Raw genomic sequence first — 24,527 nt, forward strand, 5'->3', positions numbered from 1 at the left:
GATTGGACGCCATTAATGAGCGCTTTAAAATGGAATTAAGGACACAAAAAAACCAACCAGGCCTGGTTGGTTCCTTGAGAAACCCAAGAATCAGTCTAAAATATTTATGTACAATTCTACTTAGAATGAACCAGCATCAGCTTAGCTTAACTAACCAAATCGGTGGACATGTAAAAATGCCTTAAAAATAGAAAGCACGGCAATCGATTAAGTTGGTTAGGGCAAAGATGTAACTTTAAAACTCGTAGACGACATCGACTAACTGGCCGACTGCAACATCAGACACTTTAGGTTGAGCCTTTAACCAAGCTTCAATTTTTAAACGATCTTCTTCACTGACTGAGCCATAGCGCTGGTTAGAACAAACAAACGCATCAAATGCATCGGTACCACCACCCCCTAGTAATAAGTTGTTGCTTTCAACAACTTCTAACAAAGCATCAATAAATTTGTCGTATTCTTCGCTGTCTTGAATATCAATATTGCATGTCATCTCAAAACCTTTAATGGCAAATTCGCCTAAATAAAGTTTCTTTCTTAATCTTTTGTTTTTGTTCTCAATTCGCGTCGTGTTCATATAATGGCTTCCTTAGGATTGTGATATCTATTAGTATCTGTGGTGAATATCAGTGGGTAGCGACTGAAAATCAACCTGGTTTATAGGGTGGAATGATGGCTTGGACAAAAAAGTTAAAAAAGTGATTTAGGTCATTTTGAATCCATCATTCTAATGATCACAATTTGTCGCTGATTTTACCGATTAATTATATATTTACAATAAGAAATATCCGTAGATGTTCAAACGTGTCCAGGCAAAGTTAGACGCACCAATGAGTACGAAATTTAAATTAAATTAATTTGAGTTTGGTAGCGACTCATTGAGATATTTATTAAACCCAAAGGTTCATTATCTAAATGACCGACTCATAAAACTTTAGGATTAACCGCTTTATAATGAGTCATCCACAGCAATGCACCCATTAGCCATAGAGCGAACATGCTACCGGCCATTGCAAAAAGTGATGAGTGTACGAAAGGTACGAGCATTATCGACACTAAAGCCGCCATCCCCATTTGCAGCAAGCTCTGCAATGAAGCCGCCATGCCACGTTTTTCGGGCAGACAATCCATGGCGAGAATAGACAGCGCAGGGAGGCCTAACGACAAAGCAAACGCATAGAGACTGATTGTAGGGATAATGGTTAAGATCGTTGGCGATGTTATAAATAACAACATTAGATTAAGTAGAGCGGCGAAACCACCTATGCTAACAGACAAGTAGATAATCTGGTTGGGTGCGTTTTTGTTTGAGAGGCGATGCGAGAGCAACGCGCCCAGTATCATGCCGGTAACCATTGGAACAAATTGTACCCAGAAGTCTTCTGGCCCAAGTTTTAGATGATCAAAGATTAAACTGGCAGAGCCTGCTATATAGACAAAAAAACCGCCAAAGATAAAAGACTGCGCTAAAACCAAGCGTATAAATAATGGATGTTTTAAGCTGTGTAAATAGGAGTTAAATAATTTTTTGAGCGCAATGGATTGAATGTGATCTGGATGTTGGGTTTCTTTAAGCAGGAGTCCAATAATCAATAGAGTGAAAACGCCATAAGCGCTTAAAAACCAAAAAATACTTTGCCAATCATATTGTTGTTGTAAATAACCGCCGATAATTGGAGCAATAGCGGGTGCAATTGCAAAAACCATCATAATCAACGACATGGCTTTTTGTGCTTCTTGCGGGGTAAAAAAGTCTCTTATCATGGCGCGCGCTGCAATAATGACCCCGCCGGCAAATACGCCTTGTAAGACTCTAAATACCATGAAATGGTCAAATGAAAGTGCGAGCGCACAGCCAATAGATGCCAGTGCAAACCCAGCTAAAGAGATAATCGATATTTTTTGTCGACCAAAACGATCTGCAAGCGGTCCCCAAATAAGTGTGGTTAATGAAAATGCCAATAAATACGCCCCCATTGAGGTAGAGAGCAGTTCGCGCGAGACATGATAATAATCTTCAATTGCAGGAAAAGAGGGTAGATAAGTATCAATTGAAAAGGGTGCAATCATATTACTGAGTGCTGCAAATAAAATCAGCCAGAGTGGGGTTCTTCTAGACATTAATGAGATCACCTTTTTAGTGTGGAGTATTCGCAATTAAGTGGGCTTGGCGTAATTTGATCGTGAGCATCATTAAAGGCGAATAAATGAATATGGATAAAATGATATTACCAATGACAATGGCTTCAAATAAGGTTTTAAATTCGAAAGCGTCCGGAATCATATGGACCATTAAAATAGACAAGCCACCTTTTACGCCTGCAAAAGTCAAAATTATCCACCAATCAGTGGTGATGTTTTGCATTTTATCCGTTTTATTAGAGATCCACGCAAACTGACCCATCATCATGCCTCTGATAAAGGTGGTCACGACAAAGACCGATAATATTTCACGCCAATAAAGACTTAACAAAGTGAGGTTAATCATTTCAGAAATTGAGACAAATAATATAACGTTGGCAAACAGGGCCGCAAAACCAATAAATCCTAAAATAATAGTGCGATTTTTTTTGGTGGCTTTTAAATGTTTTAAACTTAAAAAGTTGGGTAAGTCTGTTGGAGGGTTTTTTTTAAGAGATTGACGTGATGAAAATTGCGACATTGGTTTTCTGTCGGCTATATTAGGTTCAGTCTCACCCACGAAAGGTTCATCTGAATTGATTAAGCTATTGGCAAGCACCATTGAAACCACAATGGCAAAAATACCGGCAAAATGAAAATGCTCGGCAATCAATAAAGCACTGTAAGCAATAATCAATAAAATGCCAGTTTCAGTAATGGGATCATCAGACAGTTTAAGCAGATACATCCCAATAATGCCGACAATTACCCCACTTAATAAGGCGCCACCAGTAGAGATTGAAAAGCTGGTGATAATTTCAGAGGTCGTCATCGGTTGACTCATTAGAGTGATCGCGATGGTAAAAATAGCAAATGCTGAGACGTCATTAAACAAGGATTCAGACTCGGCTAAAAACTTGAGTTTATGAGGCAATTTAGTCGTGCTGAAAATAGAAGCAACCGTGACAGGGTCTGTTGCAATAACCATCGACATCAAAGCGATCATTGCAGGGACGCTCAATGCATAATTCGGCAACATAATCGGTTGTAGCAGCACACCTGCAAAAACGGATAATGTCACGGCAATGCCCGCAGTACTCATAACACTTAACCAATTGTCTTTTAAATCTTCGGTTTTGAGTTGCATTACATCGCCCATTAAGAGCAATGGCAGTAAGAATAATAATAGGTGATCGAATCCATCATCATTAATATTAATAGGGTGAATATTAAAATGCGCCAATAACGACACCGTAACAATCAGCGTAATAGGTAAAGGAATACGGATTTTTTCCTGAATGATCAAAGATAAAACCATTAGGGCAATAATCATTAAACCAGCTTCTAACATGCTATCGGTTCCTTATTTACGCTTAACTACTCTGTTCTTGAGGTTCTATGAGATGCATTGAACGATCGATTATAAGTTAAATAAGCGGTTTTATAAGCAAAGTCGTAAAAATAAATAGAGTGGTTTTTGACCAGGCCTGGTCAGTTTTAAATTATTTATAATATGCAGTTAGCGAAGCCTTATGATCTAAACCTTGTCGATGAACTGCTTTAAGGTTCTAACGGGTTAAAAAAATGGGGTTTTTGTTTATGGTCAGTGCTTGATTGGATAGGTTAAAATAGTGGCCTAATTTAATACATAAGTAGAAAATCATGGCAGGATCCCTATTTGATCAGCTGAAAAAAGCCGGTTTGGTTGATGACAAAAAAGCCCAAAAGGCCAAGAAAGAAAAGTATCAGCAAACGAAACAGAGTAAAGGCAAGAAGGGTCAGAAACCCGTTGTAAATGAAGTCACCAAGATCGCCGAAGAAGCGGCAAAGCAAAAAAATGAGCGTGACCTTCAACTAAACCTTGAGCGTAAGCAACAGCAAGAAAAGAAAGCGACTTTAGCCGAGTTACGTCAGATCATTGAGACAAATCGCATGAGTGGTTTTGAGGGGGATGTTGTATACAACTTTGCCGATGAGAGCACCGTCAAAACATTGAGCGTGAATAAAAAGATACAACGAGCACTGGTAGCGGGTACCATTCGCTTAGCGCGTTTTGAAGGCGGTTATGCTCTGATTCCGATCGAAGCGGCGAACAAGGTTGATCAACGTGATCATTCAGTATTGATTTCAATGGCCGTAGTCGATGAGTCGATCTCGCAAGAAGACCAAGATTACTATGCCCAGTTTGAAGTGCCAGATGATCTGATCTGGTAAAATCAAACGTCATTCATTTTTCAAATCGACTAGGTCTGATCGATTCGTGTTTAATTTGTTAGGCATAAAAAAAGCAACATAAAGTGAGTTTAAACTCACTTTATGTTGCTTAGATTTATGGTTTTTTAATGAAACTTAATTCCAACCTTTGAAGGTTATGAAATGATATTAAGTAACTCTACGTCAAAAATTAACGCTGAAAATGGAGCTATCTTTGCGCCAGAACCTTGTGAACCATAGGCGAGCTCTTGAGGCACATACAAACGCCATTTTGACCCTTGAGGCATTATTTGTAATGCTTCCGTCCAACCGGCGATAACGCGATTCACTGGAAACTCAGCGGGTTGACCACGTTCAACAGAACTATCAAAAACCGTTCCATCAATTAAGGTCCCGTGGTAATGCGTTGAAACGACAGAATCCGCCGTTGGTAAAGCGCCTTCACCGGCGATAATGATTTCATATTGCAGACCTGAATCCGTGACAAAAACGCCATCCTTCTGAGCATTTGCCGCTAAAAACTCTTCACCTTCAACGCCCGCAACCTTAGCCAACTCGGCTTGCTTTGCTTGCATAATCTCGTTGATTTCTTCAAAAGCCTTCGCAAATGCCTCTTGGCTAACTGGGCTCTCTGTGCCTTCTAAAGAGTCAATGACACCGGCTGCAACCGCTTGAGCGTTAATTCCTTCAAAAGGGTCAGAAGCCAATTGATCACCCATTTGGCGACCAATACCATAGCTTACAATATCAGGGGTAGTCGTAAAGTTGTTAGACATAATTAGAAATCCAGTAGATAAAAAAAAGAGTAATTTTAGCATAAAACATAAGTAAAGATAAACGTAAGGGAGTGGACGTATTAAAGGTTCAGAATAGTTTATAAATTTTGGTGGGTTTACTCATGTGAAGCAAATACACGCTTTTAATGTCAGAGAAGGGAGTTCTCTTCGGCTATGCCAATCCCTGGATTAGGTTTCATGCTAAGACCCTTCCATATTATCAACAGAGGATAGCAATTTTAAATAGCTCATAATGTGAAGGAAGGTCTTTTGAATCATTGCTAACGTCTGTTTTTTCAGCTTTGGTTTATAGCAATCTAGGCGGTGGTATAAAAGCCTGCACATCAAGCTGAAGATCTAATGGGATGGATTGGATATTGTTATCCATAAAGCAATCACTGAATGCGTTAATTATCTCCTTTTGCTCGAGATCTGGGCACTCAATTACATCCAAATTATTATTTGGCAGAAAATTCGTTAGAATTTTGTCGTGTGCCACGAATATTGCGCCGAGCAACCTGTTCAATATCCCTCTAAATAGAGTCCACTATCATTATTGAACGTATTGGCAATCAAACCAGCACCATTCTGACGGATGTTGTCATTCAAATTACCTGCCTTCTAGGTTTATATATTAATGTTGATGGCATTGTTGTCAGGGAGGTAACAGAAGGCTACCTATTTAAGCGAGAGGGTATACACAGTAAATGAATCAATCAAAAAATATCACCAGGTCGGGTCATTATTTTTTAATGTGTAAACGAATGCCAGTGATGATGGTAATCAAAATCAGTAGGGCGAATAGATCCAATAACCATGGTCCGATAGGCCCTATAAAATATCCATTATGCAGTTCTAGAATAATTTTTTCCAAAGTTAAACCGGAAGGAGCTAGAGCGAGTAGTTTGGTTTTTAAGGTTTCTGGTAAAGGGTTATTAGTCAGTGCTTCAGTAGTCATCTTAAAGGTTGACGTTGCATTATCTGTATTAAGGACAAATTCACTGTACTCTGCATTTAATGACCATACCTGCTGATCTGTCATGAGATAAATCTGTTGCTGACTTACAAAAAGTTGAGACTCATTTTGTTTTTGAAGCTTTTCAGGCAAAGGAATTAAGTCAATTAACTCTCCTGCACTGCTCAAAAAAGCAACCTGGCTCGCTTGCTTGATAAATAGAAACGGTTCATGGGGAAGTATTTGGTAAATTTCTCCTTGCAATGGGAGTAATTTATCATCCCAATAAAGGTTTTGATTGCTGCGGGTAATCCAATGCTGATTGACCGAAAAAGATTGAGATACTACGGCTGCTGATTGTCCATACCATTTTAGTAATAAAGGGTTTTTTATGTCAATATTAGGTAAGTCGAGTGCTTTACTGTGGTTGAGCAAAACACCACTTAGTGTGAGGTACACTAAACCAAATGCCATAACCCATGCCAAGGAACGATGCAGTTTACGTGCGCTAGGTTTATTCATGCTTTGGGACCTTAATGGTTTGTAAGTGAATGCGTTTTAACAGGGGCTGGTGTTAACTGTTTAGCACTACCTTGTTTTGTGTCGATATGCTGTTGCAACAGCAAAGCCAGTTTAGACAACTTGGTGACGGCTCGCACCGAAAGGGTTGCGCCACTGATGCCATCAATATGCGTGGTTAAATCGATATTATTGAGATCAACGGGAGATTTTAATGCAATTCCATCAAATTGCTGAGTAAATGTTGGCAGTTCGACTTCCCAACCACGGCTCTCTCTAAATTTGAGAATCCGAAGGCTTTTTATCTGTTGGTTTTGAATGACAATACCTACAGTAATCGGTTTATGTTTGCCGATTTCCTCTAGAATCCATACCGTTTTACGATTATCATCGCGACCACTTTGCCAATAAGGAACTCTTAACGTGTAGTAGGGGTGGTCAAGTACGAGGGTAACCTGCTTTTTTACCTCGCCTGTTAACCATTGATACTGTTTGTTCGGGTTCTCTTGTAGGTGAGAAGCTAAAAAAGCCGCACTCTCTTCAGAGAGTGCAGCGGCATGAATTTGTGCGCTAAAGCTAATCAAGCCAACCAAGAGCAAGGCTCTGATAGGCTTGGATGATATCTGTTTAGCGGAAACCAAAAAAAGTGCTAAATTATTCATTAGAAACTATAACCAACTCCTAAGTTGATTCCATTTTGTTCAGTACTGCCTACCTTTTTAAGCTGGTAATCCGCTTTAAAGACGACCTGCTTGTGTGGCCAATAGTTTACACCAAAGTCTGTTTGTGTGTTTTTGTTCGCGTCAATGGTCGTTGTATTCCACTCATTATAGCGAGCAAATACACCCCAATTTTCAGAAATTTTATAACTTGGTTCTAGATAATAACCGTATTGTTTGTCAGCATTATTAGACTTAGCGGCATTACCTTCAATATCCCACTGTGCATAAAGTGCTTTGGCGGTGAAATTTTCTTTTGAATAGATTATGTGTGTTTCCAATAGTGTAGCGGCACCCGCATCGGTCAACTGACTCTGGCTAATATTGCTTTCATGACGTGCTGTAGCGGCAAGTTCTAGACCTGGAATCCCTGTGTATTTCAGACGCCCTGTGTAGGCAAGGTCAGAGGCTATGGCTTTGCTACTTTTTTGGCGACCTTTACGAATATTGAACCCATCAGGTGTATTGAGGCCTTCTGAAACCACCAAATCATAACTTAAACCTGAGTTCGTAATACCATTTAGGGAGGCACCAGCACTCCACCAGGTCGCTGGAATGATCTCCTTTTCTACAGGGTTTCGTTCAGTCCCATAAAAAGTGTTGGGTTCGTGAGTTTCATTGAGAATACCCACTGGCACTAATGTCATACCTACTCTGGTTTTCAACTGTTTGGTTAAATCCATTTCAATATAAGCTTGTTCAAGCTCAACTTCACCATTCTGGCCGTCACCGGCGATACTATGCTCTAATTCAAACTCTGAAAAGAAACGGATTTTTTCATTAAAATCATGACCAAAGAAAAGTACAAAACGGTGGAAGTCGACCTCTGGTGTTTTACCTTCTATATTATTGTAATGCAGTTCGCCATAACCACCAATGTGGGTTTTTGAAGCAACTTGAGAATGAGCAGAGCTTTCTGAACTGACTCTAGTTTGAGTTTCCATTTTGTCTGCTAATGCATTCATTTGAGATTGCAGCGTGTTAATCTCAGATTGTAATTCAGGCATAGTTGCTGCATGGCTTGATCCTGCAAAAAGTGCGATGGCTACTGCTGTACTCAAAGCTGTTTTGCGTGGAATAAAATTGGCAGTAAGCTGGTTTTTCAAGTTGGTGTTTATCTTAAGTGACATAAACTTCTCTCTAAAAGTAAATTGTAAAAATAGTGCTCTCATAGTTTTTAGTACAAATAATCTAAATGCTAACGATTCGTATTACGTATACTAGTTAAGTTCCTTTCTTAAGTCAAATCTAAATGTTAATTACTTTCATTTAGATGTGTATTAGAAGGATATAACGGACTTATTTGGGTCGACTTGAGGTGTGAAATCCATGTCCTAAAAGCACTTTGTCTTAGGAACAGTGTTAAATAGTGTGTGAAGTGTCCTGCATCAGTTAAAATACACGCAATTAAAATGAACGAGAGAAACTTCATGTCTATAGAACAACCAACGGTCGGTGTCATCAGCTTAGGCTGTCCAAAAGCAACAGTGGATACAGAGCGGATTTTGACGCAGCTTAGAACCGAAGGATATCAGTTAACCAACAGTTATGAAGATGCTGATACGGTCATTGTCAATACCTGTGGCTTTATCGACAGTGCCGTTCAAGAGTCTTTAGATACTATCGGTGAAGCGTTGGCCGAGAATGGGAAGGTCATCGTCACAGGGTGTTTAGGTGCCAGAGCGGAAGAAATCACTGCGGTGCATCCTAAGGTGTTAGCGGTATCAGGACCTGCAGCTTATGAAGAAGTGGTTTCTGCCGTGCATAATGTGATTGCACCTCCAGCACATAATCCATTTGTTGATTTAGTACCTCCTCAAGGCATTAAACTGACACCAAAACATTACGCCTACTTAAAAATATCAGAAGGCTGTAACCACCGTTGTACTTTCTGCATTATACCTTCTATGCGTGGCGATTTAGTAAGTCGCCCAGTGAGTGATGTGCTTAATGAAGCCAAACGTCTAAAAGACGCCGGAGTTAAAGAATTATTGGTAGTGTCGCAAGATACGGCCGCTTACGGTGTCGATGTGAAATATAAGACAGAGTTTGCAGAAGGTCGTCCGACGAAGACGTCCATGACCGGTTTGTCTGAAGCTTTAGGCGAATTAGGGGGGGTAGGTGAGTTCTGGGTGCGTTTGCATTATGTTTACCCATATCCGAATGTTGAAGAAGTTATACCTTTAATGGCAGAAGGTAAAATATTGCCTTATTTGGACATGCCTTTACAACATGCCAATGCACGTGTCTTAAAAGCGATGAAACGCCCAGGAAATGTTGAAAAAACGCTTGAACGTATTAAGAAATGGCGTGAAGCAGTTCCAGATTTGACCATTCGTTCGACTTTCATTGTGGGCTTCCCAGGGGAAACTGAGGAAGAGTTTCAAGACCTATTGGATTTCTTAGCAGAAGCACAATTAGATCGTGTTGGTTGCTTCCAGTACTCTCCGGTCACGGGTGCGGTTGCCAATGAGATTGCAGAAGCGATTCCGGATGAGATTAAGCAAGAGCGTTATGATCGTTTTATGCAGACTCAGCAAGTCATCAGTACCGCGAAGATGCAAGCTAAAATCGGTAAAGTGATGCAGGTCTTGGTTGATGAAATTGACGATCAAGGTGCAATTGCACGTTCACCGGCAGATGCTCCCGAAATTGATGGTCTCGTGTTCATTGAAGAGGGTTTCCATTTACAGCCGGGTCAATTTGTCACCGTAGAGATTGTGGCTGCAGATGAATATGATCTGTGGGCGCGTCCCGTCGTTGAATTTGTTGACCAGGAAACGTCTTATATTGAATTAGGTTAGTCTCTGATTAGATTGATTCGGTAAGGTTAAATGAGGGTACCCTTTTATGAGAAGATGATTTCTTCGAGGGGTACGGGTCTACCGAGTAGGTAGCCCTGTAGATAATGACATCCCGCATCAATCAAGAACGTTTTCTGTTCTTCAGTCTCAACACCTTCAGCAACCAGTTTTAATCCGAGTGTTTGTGCCAGTGAGATTATGGTTTGTACAATAGCAGTGCTTTCGGAATTTTCGAACATATCTCTGACAAAGGACTGGTCGATTTTAAGTGTCGTGATGGGTAGGCATTTTAAGTAGACCAACGAAGAGTAACCCGTTCCAAAATCATCCAGTGAAAATGCAATGCCATTTTTTTGGAGTGTTTTCATTTTTTTGACACTATCAGCCATATTTCCCATCAACTGACTTTCTGTTATTTCAATTTCAAGCTGCGCTAAGTTAATCTCATATTTATCAACGCTTTGTAAGGTTTGTTTCACAAAGTTATCTTGTTTTAGTTGGTGTTCACTGACGTTGATGGCAATGGTTAAGGCTCGTGTTTTATCCTCTTTTGCCCACAGATTAAGTTGACGGCAAGCACTTTCAAGCACCCATTGACCAATCTCCAAAATTAATCCAGTTTCTTCTGCAACGGGGATGAAATCATCAGGAGAGATCAATCCCTTCTTAGGATGTTGCCACCTAATCAGTGCTTCATAACCGATGATACTGCCGAAGGATGAAAGTTTTGGTTGATAAAAGAGCTTAAACTGATCTTTAGTAATCGCTATACGTAAATCCTTTTCAAGGGTGCTACGCTGCTCAACGGCCAATTGCATTTCAGGGTCAAAGAAAGTGATGGTGTTTTTACCTGAATTTTTGGATTGATACATCGCTAAATCCGAGTGTTTCATTAATTCTTCAGCTGTTCTTTGGTGTCCATTGCAAATAGTAATCCCTATGCTTGCACTGATAGTGTAATAGGTACCGTTTAAGTCGTAGGGTTTAGCAATTTCACTTAATAATTTTTCTGCAATTTTTTGTGAATGGAAGATGGCCAGGTGATACTGAGTCGAAATATTGGAAAGAAGCAGAATGAATTCATCTCCTCCTGGACGAGATACAGTATCGCACTCACGAACACAAGCTGATAAGCGTTCCGCTAGTTGTTGTAGCAACAGATCGCCATAATGATGACCTAACGTATCATTGAGCGTTTTAAAGTTGTCGAGGTCGATAAAGACAATCGCGAAATAAAAATGATCACGTTGACTGGTGGCCATAAGTTGCATTAAATGATCTTTTAATAAACGACGATTCGCTAACTGTGTCAGAGGGTCATAAAATGCAAGCTGTAGAATTTTATGTTCATTTTCTTTATGTAGAGTGATATCGGTAAAGGTGGAGAGATAATGACTGATTTGACCTTGGTCCGTAGTGATGGTTTTAATCGATTGACCCACTGGATAAATTTCACCTGACTTACGACGATTCCATATTTCTCCCTGCCAAACCCCTTCTTTTTTAAGCGTGTTCCAAATTTGATTGTAAAATTCAACGGGGTGATGCCCCGATTTGAACATTCTAGGAGTCTTGCCAATCACGTCACTGGGCTGATAACCTGTAATGTTTGAAAATGCTTTATTGACCCGAATTATTTTTTCATCTGGTGTGGTAATTAAAATAGCTTGCTCTGTATTAAAGGCAACAGCGGCAATGGCGAGGGAAGTCGTTTGCTCTTCAAGTCGGTGTTGCTGTGACTTTAGCCGCTTGTTGGTGGATATTAAAACAAGACTGAACAGCAGTATGATGACAACAATCAATGAAATTCCCATTATTTCTAGCGAATATTGAGCCCAAATATCTTCAAGAGTAAATGCAGGAATTGCTTCGTATGGGTAGACTCTTAAAGTACGTAATACTTCTCTTATGGGCTCATAGTCTGCAGGAATACTAAATCCGTGAATGCCTATTTTTTGAGTCGTTATACTGTCATGTTCTAGTGTTAACAGTAAGCCCGCTATTTTACCTGCGATAACGGTATTTGTATGAGGAAGCGCTGAAAAAGGCCACTCGGGATAGAGTCTAGTTGAGAGCATAAAAGGAAATCGTTCGGAAGATCGATTAATGACTTGCAACTGATTAAATCCCGAAGGAAATTTATTATGCAAAGATTCCAAAACACCCGTGCGTACGAAGGCTGCATCTACCTCTTTATTTAACAGAGCAGTAATGGCGGTATCATGGGGCATCCCGGTTTCTATAAATTGTAGATCCTTCTTGAGATCAAGCCCGGCTAATTGAAGTTCATAGGCTTGCATCATATACCCACCAAAAGATTGAAAGCTGGGGGTTGCGACACGTTTCCCCTTTAAATCAATGAGATTTTGGATAGATGCATTGTCTTTGCGAATAATAATGGCTCCCCCAAACCTAAAAAGAGGGGAGCCATTTGAGTCATTTATTAAACTTGCTAATGGTGCAGACAGTCCATGTTGATGCGTGAGCTGTATATAATTTGCCGAATTGGTGAGCAAAAAATCAATACTTTTGGTTTCAATTTCCTTTTGTAACTCAGTGAATGTAAGCACCTTGAGGCTAAGTTGGACATTGGATAAAGATTGGTTGAGGTAGTCCACTAACGGCTGCCATTGGCGTTTGGTCGATGCGATTGGTTGGAAAGAGAGTACTCCTATCGTTAGGTGATAGTTTTCCGGTAGAACATGAGAGTGTTCAGTATTTTGCGAGTTACCCTCGGCACCAACCTGGGAGAGATACCCTAGAAAAATAAGAAATATAAATGGCAGCCATGAAATTAAGAGAAATTGGCGCATTTTTAGCATGTTTTATCCGTCTAGTTGTTTTGTAACACTATAGTATACCCTTGTTTTTTACCAGGGAATAGTTATTCGGGTATTTAAAATATTGAGGCTTGGAAAGGATATGTGAATCATATTTTGTAGGGATAAATAGCTAAATAAACACTGCGTTTTCAGAGTAAAAAGGAGTGTTTTAATGAAATCTCTGAACAAAAAGAGATATTCTCTCCGACCAGGTGAATGGGTTTGAAAAAGATTGGTTGACGGCTTGATCCGTTGTATGAATTCATTAACCTAAATTAGGTTCACTTGTAAATGCAATTCTCCGACGGAGACGGAGGGTCGCTAAATCATTTACTCATAATCTATTTAATGAACTGAAGATGACATCGATTTTTCAAAATCTAACACGATTTGACTCGTTTTGAGTAAACTGTCGGGATTAAGGCTAAGTGAATCTACACCTAACTGCACAAAAAACTGTGCCATCTCAGGATAGTCCGATGGGGCTTGTCCGCAAACGCCACTGTGCAGTCCGTTTCTTTTCGCACCTTCAATGGCCCATTGGATCATTTTCTTGACGCCATTGTCGCGTTCATCGTAATCATAAGCGACCAGTTCGGAATCCCTGTCAACGCCGAGGACCAATTGCGTTAAATCATTGGTGCCAATAGAGATGCCGTCAAAGTAGGGCGCAAAGTGATCAATCTCTAGGATGTTATTGGGAATTTCGCACATCATGTAGAGCTTTAAGTTATTCTCACCGCGTTGAAGACCATACTTGGCAAGCGTGTTAATAACCAATTTGGCTTCATCAACGCGTCTTATAAAGGGCACCATAATAATTAAATTATTTAATCCCATCTCTTCTCGGACTCTTTTAATTGCATGGCACTCGAGCTCGAAAGCGGGCTCAAATAACTTTGAGCTGTAACGCGAAGCCCCTCGAAAGCCAATCATTGGATTTTCTTCTGTGGGTTCAAATTGCTCGCCGCCAAGTAAACTGGCGTATTCATTGGATTTAAAATCAGAGAGGCGAATCACCACTGGTTTCGGGTAAAAGGCAGCCGTGATGGTGCCTATGCCTTCAGAGAGTTTTTGGATAAAAAAATCTGCTCCAGATTTGTGGTTTTTAATCAGTTCAAGAATACGGCTTTTCTGAACAGGATCTTTAACCCGTTCTGGGTGGAGTAAAGCCAGAGGGTGCGCTTGAATTGATTGGTTGATAATAAACTCCATTCGGGCCAGGCCAACGCCTTGATTAGGCATGAAGCTGGTTTGAAAGGCGAGGTCGGGATTCGCTAAGTTGATCATCATCTTTGTCTTAGGGGCTTTTAAATGACTTAAATCAGTCTCAATGACTCGATAGGGGATTTTACCAGAATAGACTCTACCGATCTCACCCTGCGCACAAGATACGGTAACGTAGGGGTTGTGTTGTAAAACCTCGGTGGCATGCCCACAGCCGACAATTGCGGGTATACCAAGTTCTCGCGCAATAATCGCGGCATGGCAAGTTCTGCCGCCTCTATTAGTGACAATCGCTGATGCGAGCTTCATAATAGGTTCCCAGTCTGGCGTGGTAATATCAGATACGAGGATTTCGCCCGCTTTAAACTGATCAATGTTATTAGCGTTTTCAATGACGTGGATTTGGCCTTGAGCGACCTTTTGACCAACCGAGCGACCTTCTATTAAAATCTCAGTGGATTCCGGGATTTCGATTTCATAGGTTTTAAGCGTGGTACCGCTGGCTTGTGAGGTAACTGTTTCGGGTCTAGCTTGCACAATATACAGCTTGCCATCTATCCCATCTTTGGCCCATTCTATATCCATCGGCTTGTGATATCCGGCGTGTTCAGAGTAATATTTTTCAATCCGAATTGTGTAGTCGGCTAACTGTAAAACCTCTTCATCGGTAATGCAGAACTTCGACTGGTCTTTGAGTGGGGTTGGTATGTTTAAAACTGGGTTTTTAGCCGTATCCGTCGCATAAACCATCTTGATTTTTTTACGGCCTAAATGACGTTTTAGAATGCAGCGATAACCTAACTCAAAGGTCGGTTTGTGCACGTAGAATTCATCAGGTTCAACGGCACCTTGCACGACGTTTTCCCCTAAACCATAAGCGCCGGTAATAAAAGCAGCATCTTTAAAGCCGGTTTCGGTGTCTATCGAGAACATGACGCCAGACGCAGCTAGATCTGAACGTACCATCTTCTGTATACCAATGGATAGACCGACACTGAAGTGATCAAAACCTTTGTCGATTCGATAGTGAATTGCGCGATCCGTAAACAGGCTGGCAAAGCAACGTTTACAGGCATTTAACAGGGCTTGATCACCTGTCACATTAAGGTAGGTGTCTTGTTGACCAGCAAAACTAGCGGTCGGTAAATCCTCAGCGGTCGCTGAGCTACGGATGGCTAAGCTGATCTCATCTCTAAACTCGGCTTTGAGTAGAGCATAGGATTGGAGGATTTCTGTTTCCAATTGCTTGGGAAGCGGGGCATTAAAGACCAGAGCCCTGGCTTGATTGCCTCGATTGGCCAAATCGGCCATGTCGTTTTCATCCAGTGAATCTAAGATTTGGTGTAATTCATCCCAAAGATTGTTCTCTGTCAATAGTGCTTTATAAGCCTGGGCAGTAATGGCAAAGCCATTGGGTACTAAAATACCTTGTGGCGTGAGCGCTTGATACATCTCTCCGAGAGAGGCATTTTTACCGCCGACAATAGGGATGTCTTCTATTCCGACGTGACTGAAAAACTTAATGTATTCAAAGTTTTCTGAGGAAGTGTTCATAACATAGATTCCTTTTTTAAAGCCGTAAAGTTTCTATCTAATCAGTGAATTTTGGGGGGGGTGAAGAATGACTAGTTGGGCTGTTCATCAAATAATCGTGTTTGATTATGAGGAACCTCGTCGTATCGACAGACTTGGTTACGGCCGGATTTTTTGGCTTGATATAACGCATTGTCGGCGCGGGCAATAAAGGCGTTATGTTCGTTGCCTATTTTATATTCGGCGACACCGAAACTTGCCGTAATATTGATAGGGGTGTCACATCTATGATGGATGATTTTCTCTCTTATCTCATTACATAATTGCATCGCTGTTTCAATGGATTGATTCGGAAAAATAATTAAAAACTCTTCGCCGCCCCAGCGTGCAAGAAGTTCTTCTTGTGGCAGATGCAATCTGAGTAAATCCGACACTTCCTGTAAAACATAATCGCCATGGTTATGACCGTATTGGTCATTGATTTCCTTAAAATTATCGATATCTAAAATCGCTAGAGAGAGTGGCGTTGTGTTTTGAATTGCGAGATTAATTTCCAATTCGAGTTTTTTATTAATATAGCGACGATTAAATAGCCCGGTTAGAGAGTCGGTAATCGAAAGTCGTTTAAGCTCATTTAAAGCAGAGTGCTCTTTTTGAATAAGTTGATTTAATGCAGATTCTTTTACATAAATAATATAGGTGAGGATGAGTGAGGCGATGGCAAAACGTATAAAACTCTGAAAATTCCAAGCTCCATTTTGCCATGAGCCAATTCCTTGGTAAACCACAAAAAACAATATGCTATAAAACACCAGCGTAATTATGATTCCTTCTTTATGGCCTTTTAAAGTCATTACAAAGATGGGAAAGAATATCGTCCAGATTAAAATGAAGTCATTGTTATGTTGAGTGTAGGCTAACCCCAGAAAAAATATAAACAACGTCGCGACACCAATGTTGATCGACTTATCAATATTTTGACTGAACCTTAAATCAAGGTATGCATACAGTGCTAAAAATCCAGCCAAAAAATCGATGCTGGCAATCAATGCATTATCAAAGGAGAGGGCGCTCAGTAGAGCAAAACTAAGCAGTGTTACACTCGTTATCAATAATAAAACATTGACTAACAAAAGTTTTCGATAAGCATTATGGTCTTCAAAAGCGATGTTACCTACAAATAGCCATAAATAGGTTTTCTGTAAAATGGTTTGCATAAAGACCTTGCGGTGAAGTGATTGAAAATTCAGTAACCGTTAATTAAAACAATTAGTTAGAGTTTATAATTGAAATAATAGCATGGAATGGTTGCTCTTAAAGACTCTTTAATCCTTAATGACTCATTAATTTTTGGGTGGTTTATTATCAATATTGTTTTTTTGAATCATAATTCGTTTCAAATTTACATGTGAATAGCCATGCTAAAAGCGCTAAAGTATCATTGGGTATGTGAGGTTATTGTAAGATAGTTCATCAATTTCTAAAAAAGCATATTTTAGTGAGTAGGAAAACTGTTTGAGATGAAAGCTTGTGTTGGGTTTAATCCTATTATTCCAAAAGAACCTAAAATACTTGTTTTAGGCACGATGCCCAGCGTGGTTTCTATGGATCAAACTTTTTATTACGCGCATCCGCGTAATGCTTTTTGGCCCATTATTGAATCACTGGTTTCAAAACGTTTGACATCTGTCGATGACAAGCGGCAGGCGTGTGAGGAGAATGGCATTCTTTTATGGGATGTACTGCAAAGTTGCCAGAGATCCGGTAGTTTGGACAGTGCCATACAAAAACCCTGTGCTAATAACTTTGAACCCCTTTTTCAAACGTTTCCGAGGTTAAAAATAATTGCTTTTAATGGCCAGGCAGCCGAAAAATTATTTAGAAAAAAGGTGCTTAAAAAACAAATCCTACCAAAAGAGTTAGTCTTTATCTCTTTGCCGTCTACCAGTCCAGCTTATGCTGCAATAACTCTTGAAGATAAGCGGTTGTTATGGCAAGAAAAATTATCCAATCTATTGTAGAATACCCAGCTAAATTTTATAACCAAATGCTATAAAAATCTTTATCCACTCATTATTAGGAGATTTGCCTTGAAAGCAGACAACCTTAAAAACACTGTTACGTCAGAATTATTATCTCCAGCAGGCACCCTTAAAAACATGGAGTATGCATTTGCTTACGGTGCAGATGCGGTCTATGCAGGTCAGCCGCGTTATAGCTTAAGAGTGCGTAATAATGAGTTTGATGAGGAGAATCTAAAAATAGGGATTGATCGAGCGCATGCTTTAGGGAAAAAGTTTTATGTGGTGAGTAATATCGCTGCGCACAACTCTAAAGTAAATACCTATATGAAAGACATTGGGCCGGTGATTGCGATGAAACCCGATGCCTTAATCATGTCTGATCCTGGATTGATTGCCATGGTGCATGAGAAGTATCCAGAACAGGAGATTCACCTTTCTGTGCAGTCGAATGCGGTTAACTGGGCAACCGTTAAATTTTGGTATAACAATGGCGTGCGTCGTGTGGTGCTTTCACGTGAGCTTTCTATGCAAGAAATCCGTGAAATCCACGAAAAAGTTCCAGAAATGGAATTAGAAGTCTTTGTACACGGTGCTTTATGTATCGCTTATTCAGGTCGTTGTTTATTGTCAGGTTACATCAATAAACGGGATGCCAATCAAGGGACCTGTACCAATGCGTGTCGTTGGAACTACAACACCTATGAAGCCAAAGAAGATGTAACGGGCGATGCTGTCGGTGTGCCAAGAATTGAAATTGCTAATATTGATAACATCACTGATTTGACCATTGAAACCAATGTACCTCGTGTCGATTCTTATGTAAACCCAGACGTTGAGCAAGCCGTTGAAAGCCAAGCACCTACTTTGGGTGAAGGGGCAACCACTGAAAAGATGATGCTGCTTGAAGAAGAGGGGCGTCCTGGCGAGTTTATGCCAGCCTTTGAAGATGAGCATGGTACCTATATTATGAACTCAAAAGATCTACGTGCGGTTGAGTTGATTCCTGAGATGGTTTCAATCGGTGTGCACTCTTTGAAAATCGAAGGCCGTACAAAGTCCCACTACTATGTGGCACGTACGGCACAAGTTTACCGTAAAGCGATTGATGATGCCTTAGAAGGTAAGCCTTTTGACACCACTCTCATGACGGATTTAGAAAGTCTGGCCAGTCGTGGTTATACGGAAGGTTTCTTGCGTCGCCATGTGCATTCTGAATATCAGAATTACGAATATGGTGTGTCTAAGTCGGATCGTCAGCGTTTTGTGGGAGAAGTGACATGTGTCGGTGAAAAAGATGGCGAAAGCTACTTAGAAGTCGATGTAAAAAATAAATTCTGTGTTGGTGATTCGTTGGAAATCATGAGTCCGGTTGGTAATGTATCAATCGTACTCCCTAGTTTACGTAATCGCCATGATGAACCTGTCGAATGTGCTTTGGGTTCTGGGTGGGTCGTGCGTATTCCCAATCCATTTAAAGACGTTTCAGAAGAGATGCTTAAGTTTTGTTTGGTGATGCGTAATGAATCATGGGGCGGTGATGTTAAGCGTGATTCAGCCGCGCGTAAGGTGAAAAATGAGCAGGATGCTAAAGACCTTGTTAATCGTGCTTCCGCTAAAGTTTCTAGGTAGTCTTTTATGGCTTTGAAAATCCTTAAAAGCTGTATCAACTGTGATATGTGCGAGCCGGAATGCCCTAATAAAGCAATTTCTTTGGGTGATAAAATTTATGAGATAGACCCCGATTTATGCACCGAATGCGTCGGTTTTTATGACAAGCCAACGTGTATCAGTGTTTGTCCCATTGATTGTATTATTACCGACCCTGAGCGAATTGAAGATAAAGAGAGCCTTTATCAAAAATTTGAACAGCTCGTTCAGGATGATAAGATTTAAGACTTCTTAAATCTATTCGTGCCTAATCAAATTAATTGAGCTCAAGTCACTCAATTGACTGAAAGATGGCTTTTTTCTTTTTGGCACTCTGTTTGACTGCTTGCTACAATCACTTAAGTTAAATCTGAGGGGTTCTAAAAAGCGTGGCTAAAATGTATGATAAAGATGACTTATTTCAATACTTAATAAAGGCTAAATCATGTCACATAAATTGGAACTTATTAGCTTTACACTTTGCCCATTTGTGCAACGCGCAGTGATTGTTTTAAAGAAAAAAAATGTTGATTTTGATATCACCTACATTGATCTGTCAAACCCGCCAGAGTGGTTTAAATCGATTTCACCTTTAGGTCAAGTTCCGGTTTTAAAAGTAGGTGATGAGGTACTATTTGAATCCTCTGTAATTCAAGAGTATGTTGATGAAGTTACGCCGCCAAGCCTACAGCCAAAGGATGCTTTAATTAAGGCTAAAAACCGCGCGTGGATTAGCTTTGGTGGCGATATTTTATTTGCTATGCATGCAATGGTAACCTCTAAAGATGAGCCTGTGGTCAATGAGAAGAAAGCGATTGTTTTACAGAAATTAGACCAACTTGAAGCAGTGCATTCAGGGCAAGCTTACTTCAATGGTGAACTCTTCAATATGATTGATGCGGCTTATACACCTATGTTGATGCGCTTGAGTTTTATCAAGCTACATACCGGTATTGATCTATTAGAAAATACGCCAAAGCTGGCTAAATGGACAGAAAATCTATTAGCGTTGGATTTCGTACAAGCTTCCGTCGTAGCTGGTTTCTCAGAGATGTATAAGGGTATGATAACGCATATGGATGGTTTTTTTGCCACTCAACTGAGAGATTAAAATTCTATGCGTACACGTGTTTTGAATAAATTATGTTTAAAACACGCTCCCTTGATTTTAGCGCTGGGCTTGGTCATAAGCCCTGTGGTTAAGTCAAGTTCTTTGACCACTTCCCCCCCCAATTATAAGTTATTTGCTGAGTTACAATCATTAACCCAAGCAGATTACCAATGGATTGGGGAACGAATTTATCAAAATGAGTGTGCTGGGAAGCCTAAGTACTTAACCTATTGGGGCAGGGGCGAAACGTTCCCTTCATTTGGTATAGGCCACTTTATCTGGCATCCTAAACTTGCCGAAAATCGCGCTGAACATAGGTTTACGGAAACGTTCCCCGCGATGGTTGAATTTGTCTCTAAAACACAGAGGCCTCCTGATTGGTTACAAAAGTTATCTTCCCAAACTGAATTTATGGCTCCTTGGTCTTCAAAAGAAGCGTTTGACCAGGCCTGGTCAAACGCTGAATTGCAACAACTTAGACATTGGCTATTAACCACCCAGTCTCAACAAGCTCAGTTTATTGTTGTGGCCTTCCAAAACCGCTGGTTAAGTGAAATCCAATCCCTTACCTTAAATCAGCAAGTCATTATTCAGCAACGTTTAGATAAGATGATGAGTTTTAAAAAAGGTCTGTTTGCCGTGATTGACTACTTTAACTTCAAAGGTATTGGTCTGAATAAAAAAGAGCAGTACCAGGGCAGCTCTTGGGGATTGGCTTCGGTGCTGAAGTCTATGGATGTGGCAGAAAAGAGTTCGCAAGATGAATATTTAAAGCAATTTGTCATCGCAGCAAAAAAACGCCTTCAGTTACGCATCACGTTAGCACCGGCTGAACGTAATGAACTTCGTTGGCTAAAAGGTTGGTATGTTCGTTTAGATCAATACTTAAAATAATTTGACCACCTGCGTAAGCAGTAACCGCTCAAGCCCATCACCATAAAAAAAGGCCATCAATCTAAATTGATGGCCTTTTTTATTGAGTTCATTAAAGTAGAGTGTCAGTCTGAGTTTAGAAATCTGACCATTCATCACTATCATGAGGTTCAGGCGCTTTAACTGCCGATGGCTCTGGTTTTTTCACGCTTGCTTGAGTTGGCGTAACTTTGGACGGAGCGGCGGGTGTTTTGTTAATAGCAGGGGCTATTGTTTTATTAACCACGGGTGTGTGAGGAATGCTCACTGCCGGACTAGTAGGTAATGCAATCGAAGACACTGAATGATTGGTTCTAAAGAATGCCATGTTGTTACTTAACGCGGTTGCTTGTTGGTTCATGTTTTCGGCAACAGCTGAAGTTCTTTCCACGAGTGTCGCATTTTCTTGTGTAGTGGCATCTATATCACTGATTGCTAGGTGAACTTGATGTACACCTTCAGCCTGCTCTTTAGAGGCTGATGTGATGTGATGAATCATTTGTGTCACTTGGTCAATCGATGAGGTGATTTCATTAATCGCTGCACCAGATTCACTGGCAAGCTGTGTACCTTGACTAATGCGTTGCACACTAGAGTCAATGAGTTTTTTAATGTCCTTAGCCGCATCGGCCGATTTTTGAGCTAAATTTCGAACTTCTCCAGCAACGACCGCAAATCCACGACCATGTTCACCCGCACGAGCCGCTTCAACAGCCGCATTCAATGCTAATAGATTGGTTTGGAACGCAATGCCATCAATTAAGCTGACAATGCTCGCAATTTGCTGACTTGATGTTTGAATGCTGTCCATGGCTTCAATGGTGCGTTTCATGACGTCACCTGCTTGTATCGCCTCTGTCTGCACCTTCTCTACAACAAATGAAGCTTGTTGAGCATTTTCAGTATTGTTTTGTACTGCTGAGTTCATCTCCTCCATCGTGGCAGAAGTTTCCTCAATTGCGGCAGCCTGCTGTTGTACCTGGGCACTTAGATGTGAGGCATCTTTAGACAAACCAAGCGCTTCCGTCTGAACAATCGTTGCAGACTGTACCGCCTGCGAGACGGTGAATGCTAATTTTTCGATGGATTGATTAATGGCATTTTTCAGTTGTAATAGGTCGCCTTGATACTCATTGGAAATCGTTTTTGTTAAATCCCCTTCGCTTTGAGCGGTGACGACATCGGTGATGTCGGTAATGGCTTTATCTAAAGCAATCATCGAGTCATTGATACGCTGCTTAAGGGTATCTAATTCACCCTGTGCTTCAATTTCAATGCGCGACTGGAAGATACCTTGTTGCATATCCATCATGACATGGTTGATTTCAGTAATGACATGGTTTGTTTCAGTCATAGCTTGTTGCGCATCGTGAAGCATTGTTGCGTAACGACCGGAAGCATTATTATTCTGAATAGTAATATCATAAATGCCATCTTTCATGGCTTTCATGACTTTAGCGAGCTCATCCATGACACTGGCGATATTGTCTGTACTTTGGTTAATGCCTGATTTTAGAAGTTCTAAATCGCCTTGATAGTCACCTGAAATACGTTGGCTGAAGTCCCCTTCAGAAATTGCTTTAACCGTACCGTTGGCCTCTTGTAAAGCCAAGCCAATTTGCGTTAACAGTTCATTAATCGCTTTAGCGGTTTGTCCCACTTCATCATTAGAGTTGACGTCCATCCGCAGAGAGAAATTACCGGTACTGAGAATCTTGGCGGTGACTTTCTGCACGTTTTGTAAAGGGGTGATGACCATTTTACTCATGACAATAACGATAATAATAATTAATAACAGAACCCCGCTGAGAATGCCGGCAAGAGAGATCCACGCAGTATTCATTGCAAGCTCTATAGGTGTATCGTGAACCGCTTGATCGAGAATAAATAGATGACGTCCCATGATCTTATGCTCTTCATCATGGGCGGGAACGTCAATAAATACTTTACCGTTGTGGAGGTAGATTTTATTGTTTTCACCGTCTACGGCTTGAAAACCTGATTTAGCAAAATCAATAACGTCTTTTTTAAACCATTTATTGCTTGCTAATATGTAGTTTTTGCCAAAAGGTATATTGTTGTCGATAACCGGCATCTTGCCATATTTTTCGGCAACATAACGTTTATCAACCAATAATATCCATTCACCATCTTCCTGTTTGGCAAAATGTTTGCGAACGGAAGCCAGTCCTTGAATCATGGTGATCATACCCATGAATTCGCCATCATCTATTACGGGTGAAATACCAATAACGGAGACGCCTAAAGCACCCAAAGCAAGTGAGCCAGTAGCTTTTTTGTTTTTCATCGCATCTCTAATCAATGGGCTATTGGCAAGGTTTTGACCATAGCTATCAAGGTCCCAGGACTTAATCAATGCGCGTCCGTCTGCAGTAATGAGCTGAGTCGCGATGTTTTTATAGTTGGTTTGATTGCGGTAGCTGTCCTTAATGCCTGCAAAAATAGGGATAAGCTCTTCTCGCTCTTCTACCACTAAGGCGGATGCAACCTGCTTTTGGAGAGAAATGGCTGTAGAGCCAATAATGCTACCTTGAATTTTTAAATCGATTTGTGACTCAATGTACGTGGTCAAATCTTTAACCATTTTATTCTCTATCTCACCTTTGACAGGCGCAACTGAGGTTTGGTAAATCAAGGCTCCAACCATGATCGAAACAATTAAACCAATCAGTGTGGTAATGGACACCACTTTGGCTCTTAATGATAAATTGGCTAGCATTTAATATTCCTCTTTGAATGACAGGTAAGCGGTTTCTGTAAACTTTTATTTTAGGAGTTAGAGTATACTTTGTGAAAAGCATTCGTGATTATAATTACTGGTGTTAAGTTGAATAAATGCCGTTGGACACCATCTCCTAATAGTGCTTTCTGCTTAAGCATTACCTATGCCACTCATTAAGAAAGGTCAAGGCCCATAAAATGTAAGGCCTCAATAATTTGTCGCAGGTTCTTACAAAGGACCTATTCGGATTAGTCATTGTGTACTTTAAACGCGCAGAGCGGTCAATGCCACTTTTTACGTTGATTAACGGATAACTTACAAACGACCTGCTAGTATGGTATTCAGAACACTGATCGCCATTCAGGGACTGATCATCATTTTAGGGTGAGTTCATCTCAAT

At 40.5% G+C, this 24,527-nt stretch carries 18 protein-coding genes; 7 read left to right on the forward strand and 11 right to left on the reverse strand.

Annotated features, from left to right (window positions below; translation table 11 throughout):
• Positions 1 to 235: 235 nt before the first annotated feature.
• The 3 genes from F612_RS0102380 to F612_RS0102390 form a co-directional block, all read right to left on the reverse strand.
• Positions 236 to 577 (reverse strand): YggL 50S ribosome-binding family protein, encoded by a 342-nt coding sequence (locus F612_RS0102380; protein WP_019556148.1) that lies wholly within the window; start codon positions 575 to 577, stop codon positions 236 to 238.
• A gap of 347 nt (positions 578 to 924) precedes the next feature.
• Positions 925 to 2,121 (reverse strand): multidrug effflux MFS transporter, encoded by a 1,197-nt coding sequence (locus F612_RS0102385; RefSeq protein ID WP_019556149.1) that lies wholly within the window; start codon positions 2,119 to 2,121, stop codon positions 925 to 927.
• Between the two features lie 16 nt (positions 2,122 to 2,137).
• Positions 2,138 to 3,472 carry a cation:proton antiporter domain-containing protein gene (locus F612_RS0102390; protein ID WP_019556150.1) on the reverse strand — a complete coding sequence of 445 codons (1,335 nt, stop codon included), beginning with the start codon at positions 3,470 to 3,472 and terminating at the stop codon, positions 2,138 to 2,140.
• Positions 3,473 to 3,783: 311 nt separating this feature from the next.
• On the opposite strand from F612_RS0102390, the gene F612_RS0102395 reads away from it, so the two are divergent.
• Complete coding sequence (locus F612_RS0102395) at positions 3,784 to 4,335, forward strand: DUF2058 domain-containing protein (RefSeq protein ID WP_019556151.1); 552 nt, start codon at positions 3,784 to 3,786, stop codon at positions 4,333 to 4,335.
• Between the two features lie 155 nt (positions 4,336 to 4,490).
• Here the strand turns inward: F612_RS0102395 and F612_RS0102400 are convergent, their stop codons facing one another.
• The 4 genes from F612_RS0102400 to F612_RS0102420 form a co-directional block, all read right to left on the reverse strand.
• On the reverse strand, positions 4,491 to 5,111 hold the full coding sequence (locus F612_RS0102400) for an FKBP-type peptidyl-prolyl cis-trans isomerase (RefSeq protein WP_019556152.1): 621 nt from the start codon (positions 5,109 to 5,111) through the stop codon (positions 4,491 to 4,493).
• A gap of 742 nt (positions 5,112 to 5,853) precedes the next feature.
• Positions 5,854 to 6,588 carry a PepSY domain-containing protein gene (locus F612_RS0102410; RefSeq protein ID WP_019556154.1) on the reverse strand — a complete coding sequence of 245 codons (735 nt, stop codon included), beginning with the start codon at positions 6,586 to 6,588 and terminating at the stop codon, positions 5,854 to 5,856.
• A gap of 11 nt (positions 6,589 to 6,599) precedes the next feature.
• On the reverse strand, positions 6,600 to 7,247 hold the full coding sequence (locus F612_RS12025) for an FMN-binding protein (RefSeq protein ID WP_019556155.1): 648 nt from the start codon (positions 7,245 to 7,247) through the stop codon (positions 6,600 to 6,602).
• Complete coding sequence (locus tag F612_RS0102420) at positions 7,247 to 8,434, reverse strand: porin family protein (protein ID WP_019556156.1); 1,188 nt, start codon at positions 8,432 to 8,434, stop codon at positions 7,247 to 7,249. The genes F612_RS12025 and F612_RS0102420 overlap by 1 nt, the downstream gene beginning before the upstream one ends.
• Before the next feature lie 300 nt (positions 8,435 to 8,734).
• Here F612_RS0102420 and rimO point away from each other — a divergent pair, with 300 nt between their 5' ends.
• Positions 8,735 to 10,108, forward strand: a complete 1,374-nt coding sequence (gene rimO, locus F612_RS0102425; RefSeq protein WP_019556157.1) for a 30S ribosomal protein S12 methylthiotransferase RimO — start codon at positions 8,735 to 8,737, stop codon at positions 10,106 to 10,108.
• Between the two features lie 44 nt (positions 10,109 to 10,152).
• Here the strand turns inward: rimO and F612_RS12845 are convergent, their stop codons facing one another.
• From F612_RS12845 to F612_RS12850, 3 genes are all read right to left on the reverse strand, one after another.
• Positions 10,153 to 12,930, reverse strand: a complete 2,778-nt coding sequence (locus tag F612_RS12845) for an EAL domain-containing protein (RefSeq protein ID WP_019556158.1) — start codon at positions 12,928 to 12,930, stop codon at positions 10,153 to 10,155.
• A gap of 345 nt (positions 12,931 to 13,275) precedes the next feature.
• Complete coding sequence (ppsA, locus tag F612_RS0102435) at positions 13,276 to 15,711, reverse strand: phosphoenolpyruvate synthase (RefSeq protein ID WP_019556159.1); 2,436 nt, start codon at positions 15,709 to 15,711, stop codon at positions 13,276 to 13,278.
• A gap of 71 nt (positions 15,712 to 15,782) precedes the next feature.
• Positions 15,783 to 16,907, reverse strand: coding sequence for a GGDEF domain-containing protein (locus F612_RS12850; protein WP_019556160.1), 1,125 nt, complete (start codon positions 16,905 to 16,907; stop codon positions 15,783 to 15,785).
• A gap of 303 nt (positions 16,908 to 17,210) precedes the next feature.
• Between F612_RS12850 and F612_RS0102445 the strand changes: the two genes are divergently transcribed.
• From F612_RS0102445 to F612_RS12040, 5 genes are all read left to right on the forward strand, one after another.
• Positions 17,211 to 17,711, forward strand: coding sequence for a DNA-deoxyinosine glycosylase (locus F612_RS0102445; protein ID WP_019556161.1), 501 nt, complete (start codon positions 17,211 to 17,213; stop codon positions 17,709 to 17,711).
• A 69-nt stretch (positions 17,712 to 17,780) separates the two neighbouring features.
• A complete protein-coding gene (trhP, locus tag F612_RS0102450) occupies positions 17,781 to 19,343 on the forward strand; it encodes a prephenate-dependent tRNA uridine(34) hydroxylase TrhP (RefSeq protein WP_019556162.1) in 1,563 nt (520 codons plus the stop codon).
• A gap of 6 nt (positions 19,344 to 19,349) precedes the next feature.
• Entirely contained in the window at positions 19,350 to 19,607 is a 258-nt protein-coding gene (locus tag F612_RS0102455) for a YfhL family 4Fe-4S dicluster ferredoxin (protein ID WP_019556163.1), read from the forward strand.
• Positions 19,608 to 19,806: 199 nt separating this feature from the next.
• Positions 19,807 to 20,472, forward strand: coding sequence for a glutathione S-transferase family protein (locus F612_RS0102460; RefSeq protein WP_019556164.1), 666 nt, complete (start codon positions 19,807 to 19,809; stop codon positions 20,470 to 20,472).
• Between the two features lie 6 nt (positions 20,473 to 20,478).
• The gene (locus tag F612_RS12040) at positions 20,479 to 21,366 is read left to right on the forward strand and encodes a hypothetical protein (RefSeq protein WP_019556165.1); all 888 of its coding nucleotides are present in this window, start codon (positions 20,479 to 20,481) and stop codon (positions 21,364 to 21,366) included.
• Positions 21,367 to 21,481: 115 nt separating this feature from the next.
• Here F612_RS12040 and F612_RS12045 read toward each other — a convergent pair whose 3' ends face one another.
• The gene (locus F612_RS12045; protein ID WP_019556167.1) at positions 21,482 to 24,124 is read right to left on the reverse strand and encodes a methyl-accepting chemotaxis protein; all 2,643 of its coding nucleotides are present in this window, start codon (positions 24,122 to 24,124) and stop codon (positions 21,482 to 21,484) included.
• Positions 24,125 to 24,527 lie beyond the last annotated feature (403 nt).

This window comes from Thiomicrorhabdus arctica DSM 13458, from assembly GCF_000381085.1.
GTDB lineage: Bacteria > Pseudomonadota > Gammaproteobacteria > Thiomicrospirales > Thiomicrospiraceae > Thiomicrorhabdus > Thiomicrorhabdus arctica.